Genomic DNA, 18,189 nt, shown 5'->3' on the forward strand with positions numbered 1-18,189 from the left:
ATGAAAGAACTTGACGAGAAAAAAACCCAGGAACTGCTATGCACCATCATGGAATGGGAACTTGCAGGTGTCGTGCGCTATACCCACTATTCACTAATGGTGACAGGGCCAAACCGGATTCCCATCGTGCAGTTTTTTAAAGCACAAGCCACAGAATCTCTAATCCACGCCCAACAAGCAGGAGAAATTCTCACCGGTTTAGAGGGGCATCCTAGTCAGAAAATTGCTCCCATCGAAGAAACCTACAAACACTCGGTGAAAGACTTGTTAGAAGAAAGTTTAAATCACGAGAAAAAAGCGCTCAAAAAGTATAAATCTTTACTTGAAGTTGTGACCGACTCCAGCGTTTATTTGGAAGAATATGCCCGCAATTTGATTGGGCAAGAAGAATTGCACCAAGTAGAATTGAAAAAAATGCTGCGGGATTATAGTTGATTTAATCATTAGTTAGTTGTTATTGGTTATTGGTTATTGGTTATTTCCACTCACCAATGACCAATACCCCATGCCCATGCCCCATGATTATAAAAAATGAATTTTAGTGAAGCCATACCCACTTTTGTAATTACCCTGCGCGAAGGCGTAGAAGCCACCTTAGTTGTCGGAATTGTACTAGCTTGCCTCAAAAAAGCCGAGCAAAGTCACCTCAATTCTTGGGTTTATGCAGGTGTCGCAGCCGGCATTGGTGCTAGCGGTATTGTGGGTATTATCTTCAATGGATTGCTCGCAGCACTATCAACCTCAGAGCAGCCTTACGCACCAGTCATTAAACAGCTATTAGAGGGCGTGTTGGGCATGGTGGCGATCGCAATGCTAAGCTGGATGCTAATTTGGATGACTCAGCAAGCTCGCTTTCTCAAAGCAGAAGTTGAAGGAGCAGTTACAGCAGCTTTAACAGAAAATAGCAAGGCCGGCTGGGGCGTATTTGGCTTAATTTTTATTGCGGTACTGCGCGAAGGTTTTGAAACAGTTATATTTGTCAGCGCTCAATTTCAACAAGGTTTAACTCCTGCTTTGGGTGCTTTGGGCGGTTTGACTGGGGCCGCAATCCTTGGCGCGCTACTGTTCAAGTGGGGTGTCAAAATTGATATCCGCCTGTTTTTCAAGTTTATGGGGATTTTGTTGCTGTTAATCGTAGCAGGTTTGGCAGTATCTGCACTCAAACATTTTGACCAAGCCGCTGGGATTTTGTCGCAGATGAATAGCAAATATTCAGCAATTTGTGTTTATTACGATCGCCTCGCACCACTCCACTCTTGTATTTTAGGGCCTATGGTGTGGAATGCAGCGGAAATTTTGCCCGATCGACAATTTCCAGGAGTGCTTCTCAAAGCACTGTTTGGATACAGAGATCGACTTTATCTCGTCCAAGCAGCCGCTTACACAATATTCTTAGCCACCATCGGCGGTCTTTATTTCCAAAAATTAGGCGCTAAGGCGACTGTTCCCAACAAAAATACTCAGCCAGCTCGATCGGAAACTCGCCCTCAGTAGGTATGCAACCTGTTTTTATCGGTTGTTTTGCTGATTCCAGGGCGATAAAGAAATTAGCCCCACACGCAAAAAATTGACCAAAAACTTTCAGTTTGCGGGATTTATTATTTGACTTTTATATGATATCATTAAATGATGCCAACATTGTTTATTTATTTTATAAATAGTCATATTAATATTATTTGATAATACCGTCAATACCCCAAAAAAGCAAGCCCTACCGATCAAAAAACACAAAAACTTTATCAGCAAAATTAACTAACTTAAAAAAATTACAGTTAACGGTTAACAGGGTTATGCAAAACGCGGACTACCGTTAGGGCGATCCTGTGAAGCCCCAGGCGCACCCTGCAAAAGTTAAGGCTGTTCTTTCCGACCAAAAATCTGTCCCCAGCAAGATTTTTGGTAAACAGTTTTCTGATAAGCGCTCTTAGGGCTTATAATTAGTACAAGAATATTTACAGAGTTCCGAAAGTTCTTAATCAACCTTATAATCCTTAATGAAGCTTAAAATTAAAAAATTGTTCGTTAAAGTTACCTGGAACCCCCAGAAGGCTGTAGGATCTGCCATTCGGTTAGCGGTGAGATAAATAATGATGCCTCGGATACTTGTTATTGATGATGACGCGGCGATCGCCGAACTCGTAGCAGTCAACCTAGAAATGGCTGGCTACGAAGTCACCCAGGCAGAAGACGGCATCAAAGGTCAGGCACTAGCCATACAACTGCTCCCCGACCTGATCATGCTAGACCTCATGCTGCCTAGAGTAGACGGATTCACCGTATGTCAGCGTTTGCGGCGTGACGAGCGCACCTCAGACATTCCCGTCTTGATGTTGACAGCCTTAAGTCAAACTCAAGACAAAGTAGAAGGCTTCAACTCCGGCGCCGACGACTACCTGACCAAACCCTTTGAACTAGAAGAGATGCTAGCCCGAGTGCGAGCTCTACTAAGACGCACAGACCGCATCCCCCAAGCGGCCAAACACTCCGAAATCCTGAATTACGGCCCGCTGACCCTTGTCCCCGAAAGGTTTGAAGCTGTTTGGTACGCTCAGACAGTCAAACTGACCCACCTAGAGTTTGAGCTGCTGCACTGCTTGCTTCAGCGCCACGGTCAGACAGTCTCTCCTAGCGAAATTCTCAAAGAAGTGTGGGGTTACGACCCCGACGACGACATCGAAACTATTCGTGTACACATCAGACACCTGAGAACCAAGATGGAACCCGATCCCCGCCATCCTCGGTACATCAAAACCGTATACGGGGCTGGTTATTGCCTGGAGTTACCCAACAACGAGCAAGTAGCTGAACAAACAAAATCCTCTGCTTGAGCTAGCACGCCAGATGCAACAAGCAGTTAAAAGTTCCGCTAGAAAAGCCTGAGAGCATTTGCTCTCAGGCTTAGTTGTTTGGAGTTTGAGATGAATATGTCAACAAGTAGGCATTAACTCTCTTCATTCGGAAAAAACAATCCCACACCCCCCTCTAACCGCGCGGTTTCATTCTCTTGTAGGGGCTGCCCCCCGTGGCTGCCCCCATGTCTGAAACTGTGAAATCGCCTGTGGGGGGGGTAGGCACGGGGGCACTACCCCTACAAAATCGCGATTTTCGTGAGAATGAAACCGCCCTGCCTCTAACCGTACTTTTAGAGAAGCTTGTCCATAGGAAAGTACCGGATTTCTTTTTCCACCTTGTCTTTTCCGAGAGGATTGGATACCTACTTAAACAATACTCTAGCCATAGTACTCTTTAATAATATTATTTATCAATAAATTTAGAGGTATTCCTTTAGCTGCTATTTTGGCTAAGGAGAAGCCAAACTCCGCTCAAGCGCCAAAAACAGTCATAATCGTGATATAACGATGTTTTTTCCTACTGATTTACATACCTGAACTCAAATCAGTGAAAATTTTTCTCAAATACCCCTTGACTAAACTACTAAAATTGTTGATTATCTATATCAATAATCTGCGATCGCTTAAAACTCCACTGACATCTTTCTCAAGAGGTAAATCGCCGTGACCAGCATGGCAAAAAAATCCTTCCCAACCGAAGGAAAATCATTTCCCTGGTGGGTCGGCAACGCCCGCTTAATCAACCTTTCCGGCCGTTTGCTCGGTATCCACGTCGCCCACGCCGGCCTCATCGTCTTCTGGGCGGGAGCCTATACCCTATTAGAGCTTTCTCGCTTTAACTCAGAATTGCCCATGTACGAACAAGGCTTAATCCTGTTGCCAAACCTAGCCAGACTCGGCTTGGGCGGGGGTGCGGGAGGCAAAATTGTCGAGACTGATCCGTACTTCGCCGTTAGGGCGATTCACCTAATCAGCTCAGCCTTTCTCGGCTTCGGCGGCATCTTTCACTCCCTCAAAGGGCCAGCCACCCTCGAAGCAAGAACTTCTTTCTTTGGCTACACATGGGAAGACGCACACAAAGTGACCACCATCTTGGGCATCCACCTACTTTTGCTGGGTGTCGCTACCTTCTTGTTGGGGGCTAAAGCTATGTATCTCGGTGGTTTATGACTGTCTTTTTCTAATATTTATGTATTGCCACTTTGATTATTTTTGTGGAGTCTGTCCATAACATTGCCAGAAGGAGTGCATCAAATCAAGCGCTTGTATCCAATTCCTTGTGATTGGAATTTTTTTACTAACGACTACCGCCTCACATTTACAGTGCGCCCGTGCGTTGCTTGTGCTGAAGATGCGAGCGGTTGCACTGACTTTGAACCTAAGACTTGTTTTATCAATGCTTATCCGCAACATTGCTATAAACTTCACAAAAATTACGCAGAAATACCGAAAACAACTTTTTCAGTTCCACTTTTAGCAAAGGGGATAGGTGGCTAGCAGATTACCCTGGACTAAAGGGGGAGTCTAGAGTTATATGGATTATCACGGAAAATATACTTTAGGAGCATCTAAAAAATAGCACGAATAAATAACAGATAATCCATGACCATCCTCGTTCAACTTTTTTATTTTTTCCGACATGAATTTATACAGTGCTAACTCACTCAAAGTCGAACTCAACCAAAGAGGCTGCCGCCTGACTCCCCAGCGAGAAACTATTTTGAGTGTCTTTCAAAATCTACCGCAGGGTAATCATTTAAGTGCGGAAGAATTATACAGGACTTTGCAGAATCAAGGAGAACGAATAGGCTTGTCTACTGTCTACCGAACGCTGCATTTATTAGCAAGGATAGGAATTTTGCGTGAACTAGAATTAGCAGAAGGACACAAACATTACGAACTGAATTTTCCCGAATTGCACCACCACCATCATCTGGTTTGCATTCAGTGTCACAAAACCTTTGAATTTAGCGATGAATCAATTTTAAAAATTGGCAAAAAGCAAGTTGAAAAAGCTGGGGTTGAACTGCTTGACTGTCAATTAACTGTGCGAGCTGTTTGTTTGGAAGCGCTACGGGAGGGATGGCCTTCTTTGGTACCCAGCAATTGGTTGTGTCCCAGATATCATTCGGAAATGGAGGAGGAAATTAGTTGATTTGGATGAAATACACTTAGGTAATATGGAATTGGTGATAATTGGTAATTTGTGCTTTTTTATTCGTTATGAGCTGTTAGTTATTAGGACCTAAAAATAACCCATGATCATTGACAACTGACTGCTGACTGCTGAATTCACTTTTGCAATCAAGCAACCTCAGAAGAATCGCAACGTTGGTGTTCCATCCGAAATATGTTAGCGTACAAACTAGCAACAATCTGTTTGCCTTCCTGGGTCAACTGCAAGTAACCGAGAGATTCACTGATGTGAGGATAAATGCCGCTCCAGTAAAACTTAGAGTAGCTTTGCAGCAAGTCGCCCGGATGTCGATAGCCCAAAACTTTAGTAGCACCGCTTTCTTCCAACTCGTAAAAGAGCGCGCCAATTTTCTGCAAATATTGCGGGTTGCTGAGCTGACCTATCAAGTCAGCACCGCGAACTAAACTAGAGTAATTAACTGCCTCCTCGTCAGTGTTGCCGTCAAGGACCGAGAAACGAGTCTGTTCTATGTTCTGCTTAATTATCTCAGCATTAATTAGCTTATGGTTGCCGAAGCGCTCGTCAATAAACAATTTAGCTCTGTCAACTCGGTAAGGAGCTAAGCTAGCCGCTGTTGCACCGGGAGCAAGTGCAATTCTCATGCCATCTTTTCCCGTAGCATACAATCCTTCTGATTCTTGGTCTTGCCGGCAAACTCCTTTGACATATCCGATGTCTTGGCACAGCAAAGAAATAATGAAGTGCAGCCAATCTTCGCAGGAAACTCCGCCCTTGCGAATGTGTTTTCCCCGCAAGATTTCTTGACCGACTAAGCTAATGCAAATGGCGTGTTCTACATTGTGATAAAGAGCATCGCTGTTGGCGATGTTTTCTAACGCCATTGCCCCCACCCAGGCAATAATGTCAGCATAATCTGATTTGTAGCCTCCGTAAGTGCGGCTGTACCCGTTCTGAAGTTGTTCGATGAAAGCCTCGATCAGCAGTTCTGTAGAATTAAACATACCCTATCCTTTTACCTTAATATTTCCTTTTAAGAGCGGTGCATCTATTGGGGATTCGTCTACTTTTATGGATGAGATTTTAGCTCATACCAATTCACTATCAAGATACACTAAATGAGGCTGATGTCTTTTTGGTTGGAACTATATCCTTAGCGTTATATTAAATGCAGCTTGATAGTAAATTGGTATCACCACTCATGCACCCCGTGTGTGTTGTGCTCCGTGGGTGGTAATCTCAAAACTCATTGACGCAGCTACGCCCGGGGAGTCACGAAGCAATCTCGCGCCCTGACTCAAAACTCCCAAGCAACTCAGTCCATCACTGACACCCATCCCCGCCGTACTGCATACAGCAGCCTGCTGACAATTTTTCGATCCTCTGAACTTTTTAAACTGTGAGAATTAATTGCGTATTGAATTTCCTGGAACTGATCCCGATCGATCTTACCGGATTTCCAAATATTCAAGTAAAGTTCGGAAATTTTATATTCAGGAATATAAGCTTTGGTTGTCATCTGCAGTCAACTCAATGTATATTTCTTATTGTCCGGCAATTTTAGATAACTTTATGTGATGTAGATCGGCTATAGACTGTGATGCGATCCCAGGCTGGAGTTAATGCACCTCTCCTAACAATGGTAATTTGAGCGAAAAAGCGCGATATTGCGATCTCATAAATTTTGCTGACGGCTGTGAAAATCATCATAGTTGCGCCTAAATTATAGGATGTCACATACCATTCTCCCGTTGCGCTCGCCCCCGGACAACTTGCAGTAAGGAAGCAAGTTGGAGCGGTGGTCGCGCAAATTTCTTGCCAAAGAAACACGCGTCGTGTACAATACAGAGTCTGGTATCCTCACTTACCCATAATTATTTTCATTCATCCCGTCCCCCCAGAGGGGAAGGGACTTTCAGTGCGGATACAGCCAAATCACTATATTCAGCAAAAAGCTAGAAATGCCGTAACTCATGCCCACTATTCAGCAACTCATCCGTTCAGCACGGGAACAAACGCAGAAAAAAACCAAATCGCCAGCTCTCAAGAGTTGCCCCCAGCGCCGCGGAGTTTGCACCAGAGTGTACACGACCACCCCGAAAAAACCCAACTCGGCGCTGCGGAAGGTGGCTCGGGTACGGCTGACCTCTGGTTTTGAAGTCACCGCCTACATCCCTGGGATCGGTCACAACTTGCAAGAACACTCGGTAGTAATGATCCGGGGCGGTCGTGTAAAAGATTTGCCCGGAGTTAGATACCACATCATTCGCGGTACATTAGACACCGCTGGGGTGAAAGACCGCAAGCAGGGTCGTTCCAAATACGGGGCCAAGCGTCCTAAAGAGAAAAAATAACACGGAACTCGCCCGATCGTCGGGGTTGGGAAGCAAAAATAAATCCGATCGCGCCGCTCAATTGCACGCTCGATCGTCATCAATCGAGATGTGATCCCAAAACCCCAAACTCAATCATTCAAAATCAAAAATCCCAAATAGAACTATGTCTCGCCGCACAGTTATTCAAAAACGTCCAGTTCCACCAGATCCAACCTACAACAGCCGGTTGGTAAGCATGATGGTGAGACGGATCATGCAGCACGGCAAAAAATCCGTTGCCTCCAGCATCGTCTACGACGCCCTCAAAACCATCCAAGAACGCACAGGGGCTGAACCGTTAGACTTGTTTGAAAAAGCAGTCAAAAACGCGACACCCCTAGTCGAAGTCAAAGCCCGCCGGGTAGGTGGCGCCACCTACCAAGTGCCAATGGAAGTGCGTTCCGATCGCGGTACAACACTCGCCCTCCGCTGGCTGATCAGATTTGCCCGCGCCCGCACCGGCCGCTCGATGGCAGCCAAGCTAGCCAACGAACTGATGGATGCAGCTAACGAAACAGGGAGTGCTATTCGCAAGCGCGAAGAAACTCACCGCATGGCTGAAGCTAACAAGGCTTTTGCTCACTACCGCTACTAAGCAACATCGGGCATGGAGAAGAGCGCGATCGTGCGGTATAAAAGCATCGGGTGAGAAATTGGCAAGTGTAAGTTTTGAGTGTTGAGATTGCTTCTCTTGGCGCAGTTGCGATTCGTGAAGCAAACTCAAGACTCCCAAAATCAAAATTTACGCACTCAAAATTCACGCACTCTCTGAATCCTCCATGTCGCATCCTTAATATTTTTGTAAACAAATCTTGCAAAAAATATTAAAATGTAACAATAAACTCCAGAGACTTTTGTAAGTTACTGGGGAGTGCAAAATAGGGTTACTGTGTAGTATAATAGTATTATAACAGCAACACAAGATTAAGGAGGTAGCTGTGGCACGTACCGTCCCGCTAGAAAAAACTCGCAACATCGGCATCGCAGCCCACATAGACGCGGGCAAAACAACAACAACTGAAAGAATTCTGTTCTATTCAGGCATGGTTCACAAAATGGGTGAAGTGCACGAGGGAACAGCAGTCACTGACTGGATGGAGCAAGAGCGGGAGCGGGGAATTACGATTACTGCCGCTGCTATCACCACCAGTTGGAAAGATTACAAAATCAACATCATCGACACTCCCGGACACGTAGACTTCACGATCGAAGTCGAACGCTCGATGCGAGTGCTCGACGGAGTGATCGCAGTGTTCTGCTCGGTAGGGGGAGTGCAGCCGCAATCCGAAACAGTTTGGCGACAAGCCGATAGGTACCACGTACCCCGGATTGTGTTCGTCAATAAAATGGATCGGATGGGCGCAAACTTCTACAAAGTCTACGGCCAAATTCGCGATCGCATGAGAGCGAACGCCGTACCGATCCAAATCCCGATCGGCAGTGAAGAAAACTTCCGGGGAATTGTAGACTTAGTGCAAATGAAAGCCTATATCTACAACAACGACACGGGAACCGACATCGAGGAAGTAGAAATCCCCGATGAAGTAAAGGATCTAGCCGTAGAATACCGCACCAAGCTGATCGAGTCCGTAGCAGAAACCAGCGACGCCCTCACGGAGAAATACCTCGAAGGCGAAGAGTTAACGGAAGACGAAATCCGCTTGGCCCTGCGTCACGGCACTGTCGAAGGTACGATCGTCCCCATGTTGTGCGGTTCGGCCTTCAAAAACAAAGGCGTTCAGTTGTTGTTGGATGCAGTCATCGACTATCTGCCGTCGCCCTTGGAAGTTCCTCCAATTCAAGGACTCCTGCCCAACGGCGACACAGCAGAACGATTTGCAGACGACAGCGCCCCGCTGTCAGCCCTGGCATTCAAAATCATGGCTGACCCCTACGGCCGGCTGACCTTTGTTCGCGTCTACTCCGGTATCCTCAAAAAAGGTACCTACGTCCTGAACTCCACCAAAGACAAAAAAGAGCGAGTTTCTCGCCTAATTGTACTCAAAGCGGACGATCGGATAGAAGTTGAGGAACTGCGGGCCGGAGACTTGGGAGCAGCCTTGGGTTTGAAAGACACCTTCACCGGCGACACCCTCTGCGAAGAAGGAGCGCCAGTGATTCTGGAATCTCTGTTTATTCCAGAGCCAGTCATCTCGGTGGCTGTCGAACCCAAAACCAAACAAGACATGGAGAAGCTCTCCAAAGCCCTCCAGTCACTCTCGGAAGAAGACCCCACCTTCCGAGTCAACGTTGACCCAGAGACCAACCAGACAGTCATCGCCGGCATGGGCGAACTGCACCTGGAAATCCTGGTAGACAGGATGCTGCGGGAATTCAAAGTAGAAGCCAACGTGGGTCAGCCACAAGTAGCCTACCGTGAAACCATTCGCAAATCCGTCCGCGCCGAAGGTAAATTTATCCGCCAAAGTGGCGGTAAAGGTCAGTACGGTCACGTCGTGATCGAACTAGAACCCACCGAAGTCGGAAGCGGCTTTGAATTTGTCTCCAAAATTGTTGGTGGCACTGTACCCAAAGAGTACATCGGCCCGGCAGAACAAGGGATGAAAGAAGCGTGCGAATCAGGTATTGTAGCAGGATATCCCGTGATTGACCTCAAAGCTACTATGGTAGACGGGTCTTTCCACGACGTAGACTCCTCAGAAATGGCATTTAAGATCGCCGGTTCAATGGCGATCAAAGAAGCCGTGATGAAGGCGTCGCCAGTGCTGCTAGAGCCTATGATGAAAGTAGAGGTTGAAGTTCCTGAAGATTACATCGGGAACGTCATCGGAGACCTCAACTCGCGTCGGGGTCAGATCGAAGGTCAAGAGACGGATCAGGGGATAGCCAAAGTTTCTGTAAAAGTTCCACTAGCAGAAATGTTTGGTTACGCCACCGACATCCGCTCGAAAACCCAAGGTCGAGGCATCTTCACAATGGAATTCAGCCATTACGAAGAAGTGCCGCGAAACGTGGCTGAAGCCATTATCGCTAAGAACAAAGGGAACTAATGATTTTGGATTTTAGATTTTGGATTTTGGATTGAATCCAAAGTCTAGAATCTAAAATCTCAAGTCTAAAATCGCTAAAAAAAACAAGGAACAGATCAAGAATGGCACGCGCAAAATTTGAACGGAATAAACCCCACGTAAACATCGGCACGATCGGTCACGTTGACCACGGCAAAACAACTTTGACCGCCGCGATTACGATGACTCTCTCTGCACTAGGTCAAGCAAAGGCTAAGAACTACGCCGACATCGACGCTGCGCCTGAAGAAAAAGCACGGGGTATTACGATTAATACTGCTCACGTTGAGTACGAAACAACAGGTCGGCACTATGCCCACGTAGATTGCCCCGGACACGCTGACTATGTGAAAAACATGATCACCGGTGCAGCTCAAATGGACGGCGGCATCCTAGTAGTGTCAGCAGCCGACGGCCCCATGCCTCAAACTCGCGAACACATCCTGCTAGCTAAGCAAGTTGGCGTTCCCAGCTTGGTTGTCTTCTTGAACAAAGAAGACATGGTGGATGATGCTGAACTGTTGGAATTGGTAGAACTGGAAGTTCGCGAACTTTTGAGCTCTTACGATTTTCCGGGCGATGACATCCCCATCGTCACAGGTTCGGGATTGAAAGCTCTCGAAGCGATGCTTGCTAATCCCAAGACTGTCAAGGGCGAAAATGAGTGGGTTGACAAAATCTACAAGCTGATGGAAGAAGTAGATGCTTACATCCCCACCCCAGAACGCGAAGTTGACAAGCCTTTCTTGATGGCAGTTGAAGACGTATTCTCGATTACTGGTCGGGGTACGGTCGCCACTGGTCGGATCGAACGTGGAACTATCAAAGTCGGCGAAACAGTCGAATTGGTGGGTCTTAAGGACACTCGCAGCACTACAGTGACTGGTGTGGAAATGTTCACCAAGTCTCTGGAAGAAGGTTTGGCCGGCGACAACGTTGGTCTACTGCTACGGGGGATTTTAAAGGCGGATATTGAACGCGGAATGGTGATTGCCAAGCCGAAAAGCATCCTGCCTCACACTCAGTTTGAATCTGAAGTGTACATCCTGAAGAAGGAAGAAGGCGGCCGGCACACGCCCTTTTTCTCTGGCTATCGCCCTCAATTCTACGTCCGTACCACTGACGTGACCGGCACGATCGCACAATTCACGGCTGATGACGGTACTGAAGCAGAAATGGTGATGCCCGGTGACCGGATCAAAATGACTGTTGAGTTGATTCACCCGATCGCGATCGAACAAGGAATGCGCTTCGCTATCCGCGAAGGCGGCCGCACCGTCGGCGCCGGCGTTGTTTCCAAAATCCTCAAGTAGGACTCCGATAACAACTTAAATAGCAGAAAAGCCACCAAATTTAATCAGGCTTTTCTGCTATTTAGTGAGTAGTCAGCAGTCATCAGTCAGTAGTCATCAGTCAGCAGTCAGCGGTTAGTAGTTAAAGATTAAATAACTAATGACTAATAACTAATGACGACTAACTAATAACTAATGACTAAAAATAAACTGAACCTAGAAAATTAAAGAAACAAAAATGGCAACAATTCAACAGCAAAAAATTCGCATCCGCCTCAAAGCTTTCGATCGCCGAATTCTAGACGCATCCTGCGAAAAGATTGTAGATACAGCAAATCGCACAGCAGCCACAGCGATCGGCCCGATTCCCCTACCGACAAAACGGCGGATTTACTGCTTGCTGCGATCGCCCCACGTAGACAAAGATTCTCGCGAACACTTTGAAACCCGCACGCACCGCCGCATTATCGACATTCACCAGCCATCGGCCAAAACAATTGACGCTTTGATGAAACTGGATTTGCCAGCCGGCGTAGATATCGAAGTCAAGCTGTAGATTGAGTTATCGAAAACTCGGAAAGAAGGAACAAAGATTAAATAAATTGTTCCTTCTTTTTGTTGAAATTTTCCTAGTCATTAGTTATTAGGTATTAGTTATTAGTTAATAATCACCCATAATTTCTGCTCCGACACGAATTTAAATAATTATTGTTAATTAAGGGGCGCTCACTACAAAAACGCTCCTTTAGCAGTCGCTATCATCGCCTTCGGACTCACTTAGTTTAGCAAAAAGGTATATTTAACATTTTGACGAAATAACGCCTTGGTCAAGCTGTCAGCACCAGAGATAGCGAGCCGTCGCTCCCGTTGCCACCGAAAAAGCCCGATCGCTCCTGCCCCCGAATTGCCTTTAATCAGTTAAAGTAAGAAAAATAAGCGCAAGTACCGTCACTTTTGAGCGACAATGGCATCCTCTTCCTCTGTAGCAGTTCGCGAACTCCCCTTATTTCCGTTGCCGGAAGTGGTTCTATTTCCAGGTAGGCCACTCCCGCTGCAAATCTTCGAGTTTCGCTATCGAATCATGATGAATACGATTCTGGAGGGCGATCGGCGTTTCGGTGTACTCATGTGGGACCCCAACCAAAACAAAGTCTCTGCCGTTGGCTGTTGCGCCGAAGTGATTCACTGTCAGCGCCTCCCCGACGATCGCATGAAAATTATGACTCTCGGCCAGCAGCGGTTCCGAGTCCTCGACGCCGTTCGGGAAAAACCGTATTTAGTCGGTCTAGTAGAATGGATCGAAGACGCACCGCCGCAACAAGACCTCAGACCTTTGGGAAAAGATGTCGAACAACTGCTGAGAGATGTAGTTCGCCTCTCCAGTAAATTGATGGATCAGCCGATCGACCTGCCCGAAGACATTCCCAGTTTGCCTACAGAATTGTCCTACTGGGTAGCCAGCTACCTTTACGGCGCCGCGACAGAACAGCAAACTCTTTTAGAATTGCAAGATACTGCTGCGAGATTGGAACGCGAAACCGAAATTTTGACTTCTACTCGCAATCACTTGGCAGCGAGGACTGTACTGAAAGATACGCTCAAATAGTCAATGGGGCAGGCAAAAAGTACGATCTGTTTGACCTCCATTGCAGAAAGAATTACACACAAATCATTCGATTTTTGATTTTCGATTGACTGATGAACTAAGGGTTTGGATCGCGCGCTTACAGTTCCATTATTTTTGCGAACTGGTATCTGTTCAATTCTTAACTTCAAACAGGTTCGGATAGGTTCCTTATAGCAGTAAATGCTTGTGTTAGAAAATCACGACCAACCGAAACCATACGATGCAGTTAGAGGCGGTCAACTGCCACCTCCTGTGGGCGGTGTAGTGCTTGGCGGACTAGCAGGAGTTAAACATCGGCTGTCTAGTTCTGTCAACGAACATCGAATTGCCGCCCTGAGAGAGACACTGAATTACGGCGATGCTGGCTTAAAAATAGTCATCAAGATTTGTCAAAGCGAAACAGGGCCAGTGCAGCGGGCGGCCTCCGATTTGCTTCGACAAAGGCTTAATTTGATCGCCCGCGAAAAGTTACAAGCCTTTGTAGCTTCAAGTTCAGATTCAGAAGCTGAGTTAGACAGCACGGAAAAAATATTAAAGCACTCATCCGGTGCAGTCTCAGAAAAAAATTACGATCGGCAAATGTCCGAAGCACAGTTAATATTTGAGACAATTACGCAGCAAATGCAACCAAATTTGTTGCTATTAGAAGCACTGGTAGCCTCTGTAGAACGCGAAGAATTTACCAGCGAACTGATGAATCTTTGGGAACTATTAATCTTAGAAATTCAGGAACCTCTCAAAGAACTGCGTCAGGCTGTTGGCATTGCGATTTCCGCCCAACTGCGGATTCAGTGGCTGTACAATCAAGCTGAATCTCAAGCCAACCAGTGGCAGCAGCGAGCTTTGCTAGCTCTTCAGACACAGGATGAGAATTCAGTTCGCCTCGCCGTGGTTCGCAAGCAGGTTCAATTTGATCAGGCGGCAGAACTAAAAATTGACTTAGACTACCAAACTGTGCGAGTAGAAAACCTCAACCGCAACTTGCTGGCTTTGGAAAGTAAGATTGCTCAAGCTAATTCTAAGAAAGAGATCCTCAAAATGCAGCTTCATTTTGCTAAGGTACAGCAGCAAATAGACTTCACTTTCAGCCAAGTCAATAGTATATTTTTTAGTCCTTAGTTGTCGGATTCTCCGGTTATATATTATTGCGTGATTTCAAACTTGTCTGACGCAAAAATGTATAGCCCCACTTAAAATTGCCTTATCTAGCTGAGCTCCCTCAAGATTAGCACCGCACAAAAATGCCCCGCTCAAATTAGCACCCCTCAAGTCAGCTCCTCTCAAATCGGCGCCCTCAAGGTTACTTTCACACAAAAAAGCGTTTCTCAAGTTGGCTTTTTTTAGACTTGCTCCCCGCAGTTTAGCCTCGCTTAGATTGGCTTCTTCGAGGTTTGTATTGTCCAAGCAAGCATCTATGAGGTTTGCTTCCATTAGGTTGGCGGCGTACAAGAAAGCTCCGCTCAAATCAACACCGATCATTTTGGTGTCGCTCAAGTTGGCGTTTTTCAGTTTTGCTTCAATCAGGTCAGCTCCTGTTAATCTGGCGAAACTTAGATCGGCTCGGCTCAGGTTTGCCCCATTGAGTTTGGTCATCACCAGGCAAGCATTCTTGAGATTGCTACCTATTAAGTTTGCCCCCATTAGGTTGGCCAAAGCAAAATTTATTTCTTTGAGATTCGCGCAGGCTAGATTAATATGAATTAGGAAAGCTTCTCGCAAAGAAGCCTCTTTCAAGTTTGTTTCATGAAAATTTCTTTCTCCGGCGGCGTATCGCTTGAGAAGTTCATCAGCATTCATCTCACCAGCCTCCTAAGGTTGACTTAAAAAGTATACTACATAAAAGAAAATTATACTACTGACAGTAAATTGTAGCAACCAAAGATTTTTAAAGTTTCTGTGTGATTTTTTAATTCTTCGAGTGCCGCTCGAACAAATGCTTGGCAGGCGTTAGCCTCAACGTCCATAAAGAAAATATATTCTCCGAGTGATCTTTTAGTCGGTCTAGATTCAATCCGACTTAAATTAATACCGCGACTGGCAAATACTTCCAAAGGTTTTACCAGTGCTCCCGGCATATTGGCCGGTACGCTAAAAGCTAGTGAGGTATGGGTGCAATTAGACGGTGAAGTATCGAGGATCAACTTAGCAGCAGATGTTGTGCTGGATTTAAGGGATGAGTGTTCCCCTGGTTCTACGTTGGCGATTTCTCCACCACTCCTGCTGAGTACCCAAAAGCGAGTGTAATTATCGGGATAATCATTAATGGGGTGAGCTAACACTGGCAAATTGTAAAGTTCAGCCGCTCTTGGCGAAGATATCGCTGCTACATTTCTATCTTCCAGATATTGCAATGCTTCCGTCGTAGAGTTCGCCGGAATTAATTGAGCTGAGGGAATAAACTGCCCCAACCATACCTGACACTGAGCTAGCGCTTGCGGGTGAGAGTAAACTTTTTGAATCTCGTTAAAATTTTTGGCATTAGACACTAAGGCGTGGGAAATTGGCAAAACTAAGGCGTGTTGAATGCGGAGTTGATCGAGTCGCCAGAGTGTATCTAAGGTGACAGTCACGCTGCCTTCGATCGAATTTTCGACGGGCACAACTGAATAGTCAACCTGCCCTACGGCAGATGCCTCTAGCGCTTGGGAAATGGTGGAATAAGGACACAGGGTGCATTCCAAGTTAGTTTCCAGGCTCAACCAATTGAGATAAGCTAGAGCCGCTGTTTCTGCATTTGTACCAACAGGGCCGAGATGTGCGATCCTCTTCGAGGGCTGCGCTAACGAAATTTTCATGTAGAGGCAATTTTAGGTTACAAATGTTTGCTTTACTCTCATCAGCTAGGAAGTATGATGAAAAATTAGCGATGTCCAGAAAGCTTTAATCAGTGATTTCTCGGATGACATTGCTGGGCGTGCGACTTAGTGCGCTACGTATGTCACCTTAAAAAAGGTGATACTTTATTAAGATATGCTTAGGAATCCTATATTTTGATATTTTCTCATGTATACCCGCTTTAATTCTTCCCAATCCGTTGAGATCGCCGTACCAGAGGAACGGGTTCCCATTCAACATTATCTGCGCCAGCCGAGGCGACTGGTGAACGCCCTCGTTGATCAAAGTCGCACACAACAGCTAAGCGATGACTGTTTCCGCCTAAAAATGCGACCGTTACAATTTATGATGCTGAGCATTCAACCCACAGTAGACATGAGGGTGTGGGCCCAGTCGGATGGCACAATCAATTTGCAGTCCGTCGCCTGCGAAATTCTCGGCGTGGGTTATATCAACGATCGCTTTGCTCTCAATCTCAAAGGAAAGCTTTGTGTACACCAAAGCAGCGGGGTAGCATACTTGAAAGGAAAAGCGGATTTGGAAGTGCAAGTAGAATTACCGCCGCCGTTTTGGCTGACGCCCAAACCCATTTTAGAAGCAACGGGGAATGCTTTGCTCAAGAGCGTACTGCTGAGCGTCAAACAGCGGTTGATGCACCAGTTGCTCTTAGATTACCGCCGCTGGGCAAACAGCGAAAGTGAGCTAATATCGATCGATCTCCCCCCAATCTTATCTTTAGAAGGCTGACATCCTACTAGATAACCTGTTAATTAATGTATAGGGATATTTAGGCACAAATCAGGCCACTTACCCCAATATTAGTTAGACGCTCGAATTGGGCATCGGTCACTTTGTGGGAACTAGCCAGCAGGGATAGATAGATAGCGGCCGGTCAGTCAAGATCGATTTGAGTCAGCCCCCCAAGTTCATCGTCTTCGAGGATTCCCACGCCCCCAGGCCAAGCTGTTGACCTGTTTTTTGAAACTTCGTCCTTTTGGCGGAGTTCGCGCTGCGGTGGCTTAATGATTTTGCCCGGTTGATTCGTGGCGGCCACCCGAATCCTGATTTTTGGCCCGGAATTGCCCAAGCGAATTGTCATACCGTCCACAACGGACACCTGAGCGATCGGTCTATCATCTACATAAGTGCCGTTAGCACCAAAATTAATAATTTCCCAGCCATTAGCGTGATTCCACAGCTCTACGTGGTGGCGGGAAACTACAGCGCTGTAAATAATTACATCATTGTCGTTCGATCGACCGATCCGAACCACCGGTTCTGATTCAAAACACCAACTTTGAACTGGGACAGACTGGATAGGATGTAAAAGAGTTAAGGTAATCACTGATGTTTTGACACTCCACCGCCAGACTGAAACGGGGATACTTCCAGAGAGATTTTTTGGGAGAAAACTGCAAAAAATTTGCTTTTTAAAGGCGTCGTCAGTGCGCCCCTATTCCCTCTATCGGCAGTAAAAGTCGAACTTTTGGCTGCTTGAGGCATTTGAAGCAACTTTTGAGGGTGAGCTTTTGGCGCAGGCGCCAATTTTTGCTGTCCTCGGTAACAACCAAACACGATGTGATTAGTCGGGTGAACTTCCCAGTGATGGACGGCGGTTTTAACCGCGTGATTAATGTGGTCTGTGAGGGAGCGATTCTGCCGATGGGTGAGCCGCTCAATTCGATCGGCTAAATAATCCTTTTCCCGCTGATGAACCAGAGACTTTAACTCAGACCCGCGCTGGTTGCACCGCTGATTCGACTTCTCGATCAGGCGACAGTCACTGCTCAAGGACTCGCTGTTTATAAAGAAAAAAGTTAACCAATTATTAATCCTGGGGTCTCTAGATAAAATACTTGTTGATTGTATCAAACAGCATAGGTCATTTTGAGTTGCTAACATTTTCCTTATTGATGCGATACCTTTAAAATACAATGCTTTGAGCAGCACTGGAATTTTAAGCGACAACGCATCAATTTCTCATAGCGAAAATACCGATCGACCTTCCTCGCGCGCGCCGCCCG

At 46.3% G+C, this 18,189-nt stretch carries 18 protein-coding genes and 1 pseudogene; 13 read left to right on the forward strand and 6 right to left on the reverse strand.

The genetic code is table 11. The annotated features are described in order from the left end of the window. The 5 genes and pseudogenes from QUA34_RS18270 (at position 1) to QUA34_RS18290 (ending at position 5,007) form a co-directional block, all read left to right on the forward strand. Positions 1 to 435, forward strand: coding sequence for a ferritin-like domain-containing protein (locus QUA34_RS18270; protein ID WP_333075906.1), 435 nt, complete (start codon positions 1 to 3; stop codon positions 433 to 435). A 96-nt stretch (positions 436 to 531) separates the two neighbouring features. After that, positions 532 to 1,494 (forward strand): FTR1 family protein, encoded by a 963-nt coding sequence (locus tag QUA34_RS18275; protein WP_333327786.1) that lies wholly within the window; start codon positions 532 to 534, stop codon positions 1,492 to 1,494. Between the two features lie 596 nt (positions 1,495 to 2,090). Continuing rightward, a complete protein-coding gene (locus tag QUA34_RS18280; protein WP_333081299.1) occupies positions 2,091 to 2,828 on the forward strand; it encodes a response regulator transcription factor in 738 nt (245 codons plus the stop codon). Positions 2,829 to 3,524: 696 nt separating this feature from the next. After that, a pseudogene (locus QUA34_RS18285) lies at positions 3,525 to 4,019 on the forward strand (chlorophyll a/b binding light-harvesting protein); the annotation flags it as partial. 472 nt (positions 4,020 to 4,491) lie between these two features. Further along, entirely contained in the window at positions 4,492 to 5,007 is a 516-nt protein-coding gene (locus QUA34_RS18290; protein WP_333327789.1) for a transcriptional repressor, read from the forward strand. Positions 5,008 to 5,156: 149 nt separating this feature from the next. On the opposite strand, the gene QUA34_RS18295 is transcribed toward QUA34_RS18290, so the two are convergent. Then, positions 5,157 to 6,011 carry an Npun_R2479 family HD domain-containing metalloprotein gene (locus tag QUA34_RS18295; RefSeq protein ID WP_333327792.1) on the reverse strand — a complete coding sequence of 285 codons (855 nt, stop codon included), beginning with the start codon at positions 6,009 to 6,011 and terminating at the stop codon, positions 5,157 to 5,159. Positions 6,012 to 6,322: 311 nt separating this feature from the next. Then, positions 6,323 to 6,526, reverse strand: a complete 204-nt coding sequence (locus QUA34_RS18300; protein ID WP_333081254.1) for a hypothetical protein — start codon at positions 6,524 to 6,526, stop codon at positions 6,323 to 6,325. Between the two features lie 454 nt (positions 6,527 to 6,980). On the opposite strand from QUA34_RS18300, the gene rpsL reads away from it, so the two are divergent. From rpsL to QUA34_RS18335, 7 genes are all read left to right on the forward strand, one after another. Continuing rightward, the gene (gene rpsL, locus QUA34_RS18305; RefSeq protein ID WP_006632197.1) at positions 6,981 to 7,361 is read left to right on the forward strand and encodes a 30S ribosomal protein S12; all 381 of its coding nucleotides are present in this window, start codon (positions 6,981 to 6,983) and stop codon (positions 7,359 to 7,361) included. A gap of 145 nt (positions 7,362 to 7,506) precedes the next feature. Beyond that, entirely contained in the window at positions 7,507 to 7,977 is a 471-nt protein-coding gene (rpsG, locus tag QUA34_RS18310) for a 30S ribosomal protein S7 (protein WP_006632196.1), read from the forward strand. 343 nt (positions 7,978 to 8,320) lie between these two features. Further along, entirely contained in the window at positions 8,321 to 10,393 is a 2,073-nt protein-coding gene (fusA, locus tag QUA34_RS18315; RefSeq protein WP_333388841.1) for an elongation factor G, read from the forward strand. 101 nt (positions 10,394 to 10,494) lie between these two features. Further along, a complete protein-coding gene (tuf, locus tag QUA34_RS18320) occupies positions 10,495 to 11,724 on the forward strand; it encodes an elongation factor Tu (RefSeq protein WP_242724596.1) in 1,230 nt (409 codons plus the stop codon). A gap of 217 nt (positions 11,725 to 11,941) precedes the next feature. Beyond that, entirely contained in the window at positions 11,942 to 12,259 is a 318-nt protein-coding gene (rpsJ, locus tag QUA34_RS18325) for a 30S ribosomal protein S10 (protein WP_006632193.1), read from the forward strand. Positions 12,260 to 12,667: 408 nt separating this feature from the next. Next, positions 12,668 to 13,309, forward strand: a complete 642-nt coding sequence (locus tag QUA34_RS18330; RefSeq protein WP_015174045.1) for an LON peptidase substrate-binding domain-containing protein — start codon at positions 12,668 to 12,670, stop codon at positions 13,307 to 13,309. A 201-nt stretch (positions 13,310 to 13,510) separates the two neighbouring features. Continuing rightward, the gene (locus tag QUA34_RS18335; protein ID WP_333327796.1) at positions 13,511 to 14,449 is read left to right on the forward strand and encodes a PspA/IM30 family protein; all 939 of its coding nucleotides are present in this window, start codon (positions 13,511 to 13,513) and stop codon (positions 14,447 to 14,449) included. Positions 14,450 to 14,485: 36 nt separating this feature from the next. Here QUA34_RS18335 and QUA34_RS18340 read toward each other — a convergent pair whose 3' ends face one another. Next, entirely contained in the window at positions 14,486 to 15,127 is a 642-nt protein-coding gene (locus QUA34_RS18340) for a pentapeptide repeat-containing protein (protein ID WP_333388842.1), read from the reverse strand. Positions 15,128 to 15,177: 50 nt separating this feature from the next. After that, positions 15,178 to 16,125 (reverse strand): prephenate dehydratase, encoded by a 948-nt coding sequence (gene pheA / locus QUA34_RS18345; protein WP_333327802.1) that lies wholly within the window; start codon positions 16,123 to 16,125, stop codon positions 15,178 to 15,180. A 208-nt stretch (positions 16,126 to 16,333) separates the two neighbouring features. On the opposite strand from pheA, the gene QUA34_RS18350 reads away from it, so the two are divergent. Beyond that, complete coding sequence (locus tag QUA34_RS18350) at positions 16,334 to 16,912, forward strand: DUF1997 domain-containing protein (RefSeq protein ID WP_333327806.1); 579 nt, start codon at positions 16,334 to 16,336, stop codon at positions 16,910 to 16,912. Between the two features lie 145 nt (positions 16,913 to 17,057). Here the strand turns inward: QUA34_RS18350 and QUA34_RS18355 are convergent, their stop codons facing one another. Further along, positions 17,058 to 17,510 (reverse strand): FHA domain-containing protein, encoded by a 453-nt coding sequence (locus QUA34_RS18355; RefSeq protein ID WP_333081247.1) that lies wholly within the window; start codon positions 17,508 to 17,510, stop codon positions 17,058 to 17,060. Continuing rightward, entirely contained in the window at positions 17,507 to 17,956 is a 450-nt protein-coding gene (locus QUA34_RS18360) for a hypothetical protein (protein WP_333327809.1), read from the reverse strand. Before QUA34_RS18360 ends, QUA34_RS18355 begins: the two co-directional genes overlap by 4 nt. Positions 17,957 to 18,189: the final 233 nt, after the last annotated feature.

The sequence above is a fragment of the Microcoleus sp. POL10_C6 genome (genome assembly GCF_036701585.1).
Classification (GTDB): domain Bacteria; phylum Cyanobacteriota; class Cyanobacteriia; order Cyanobacteriales; family Microcoleaceae; genus Microcoleus.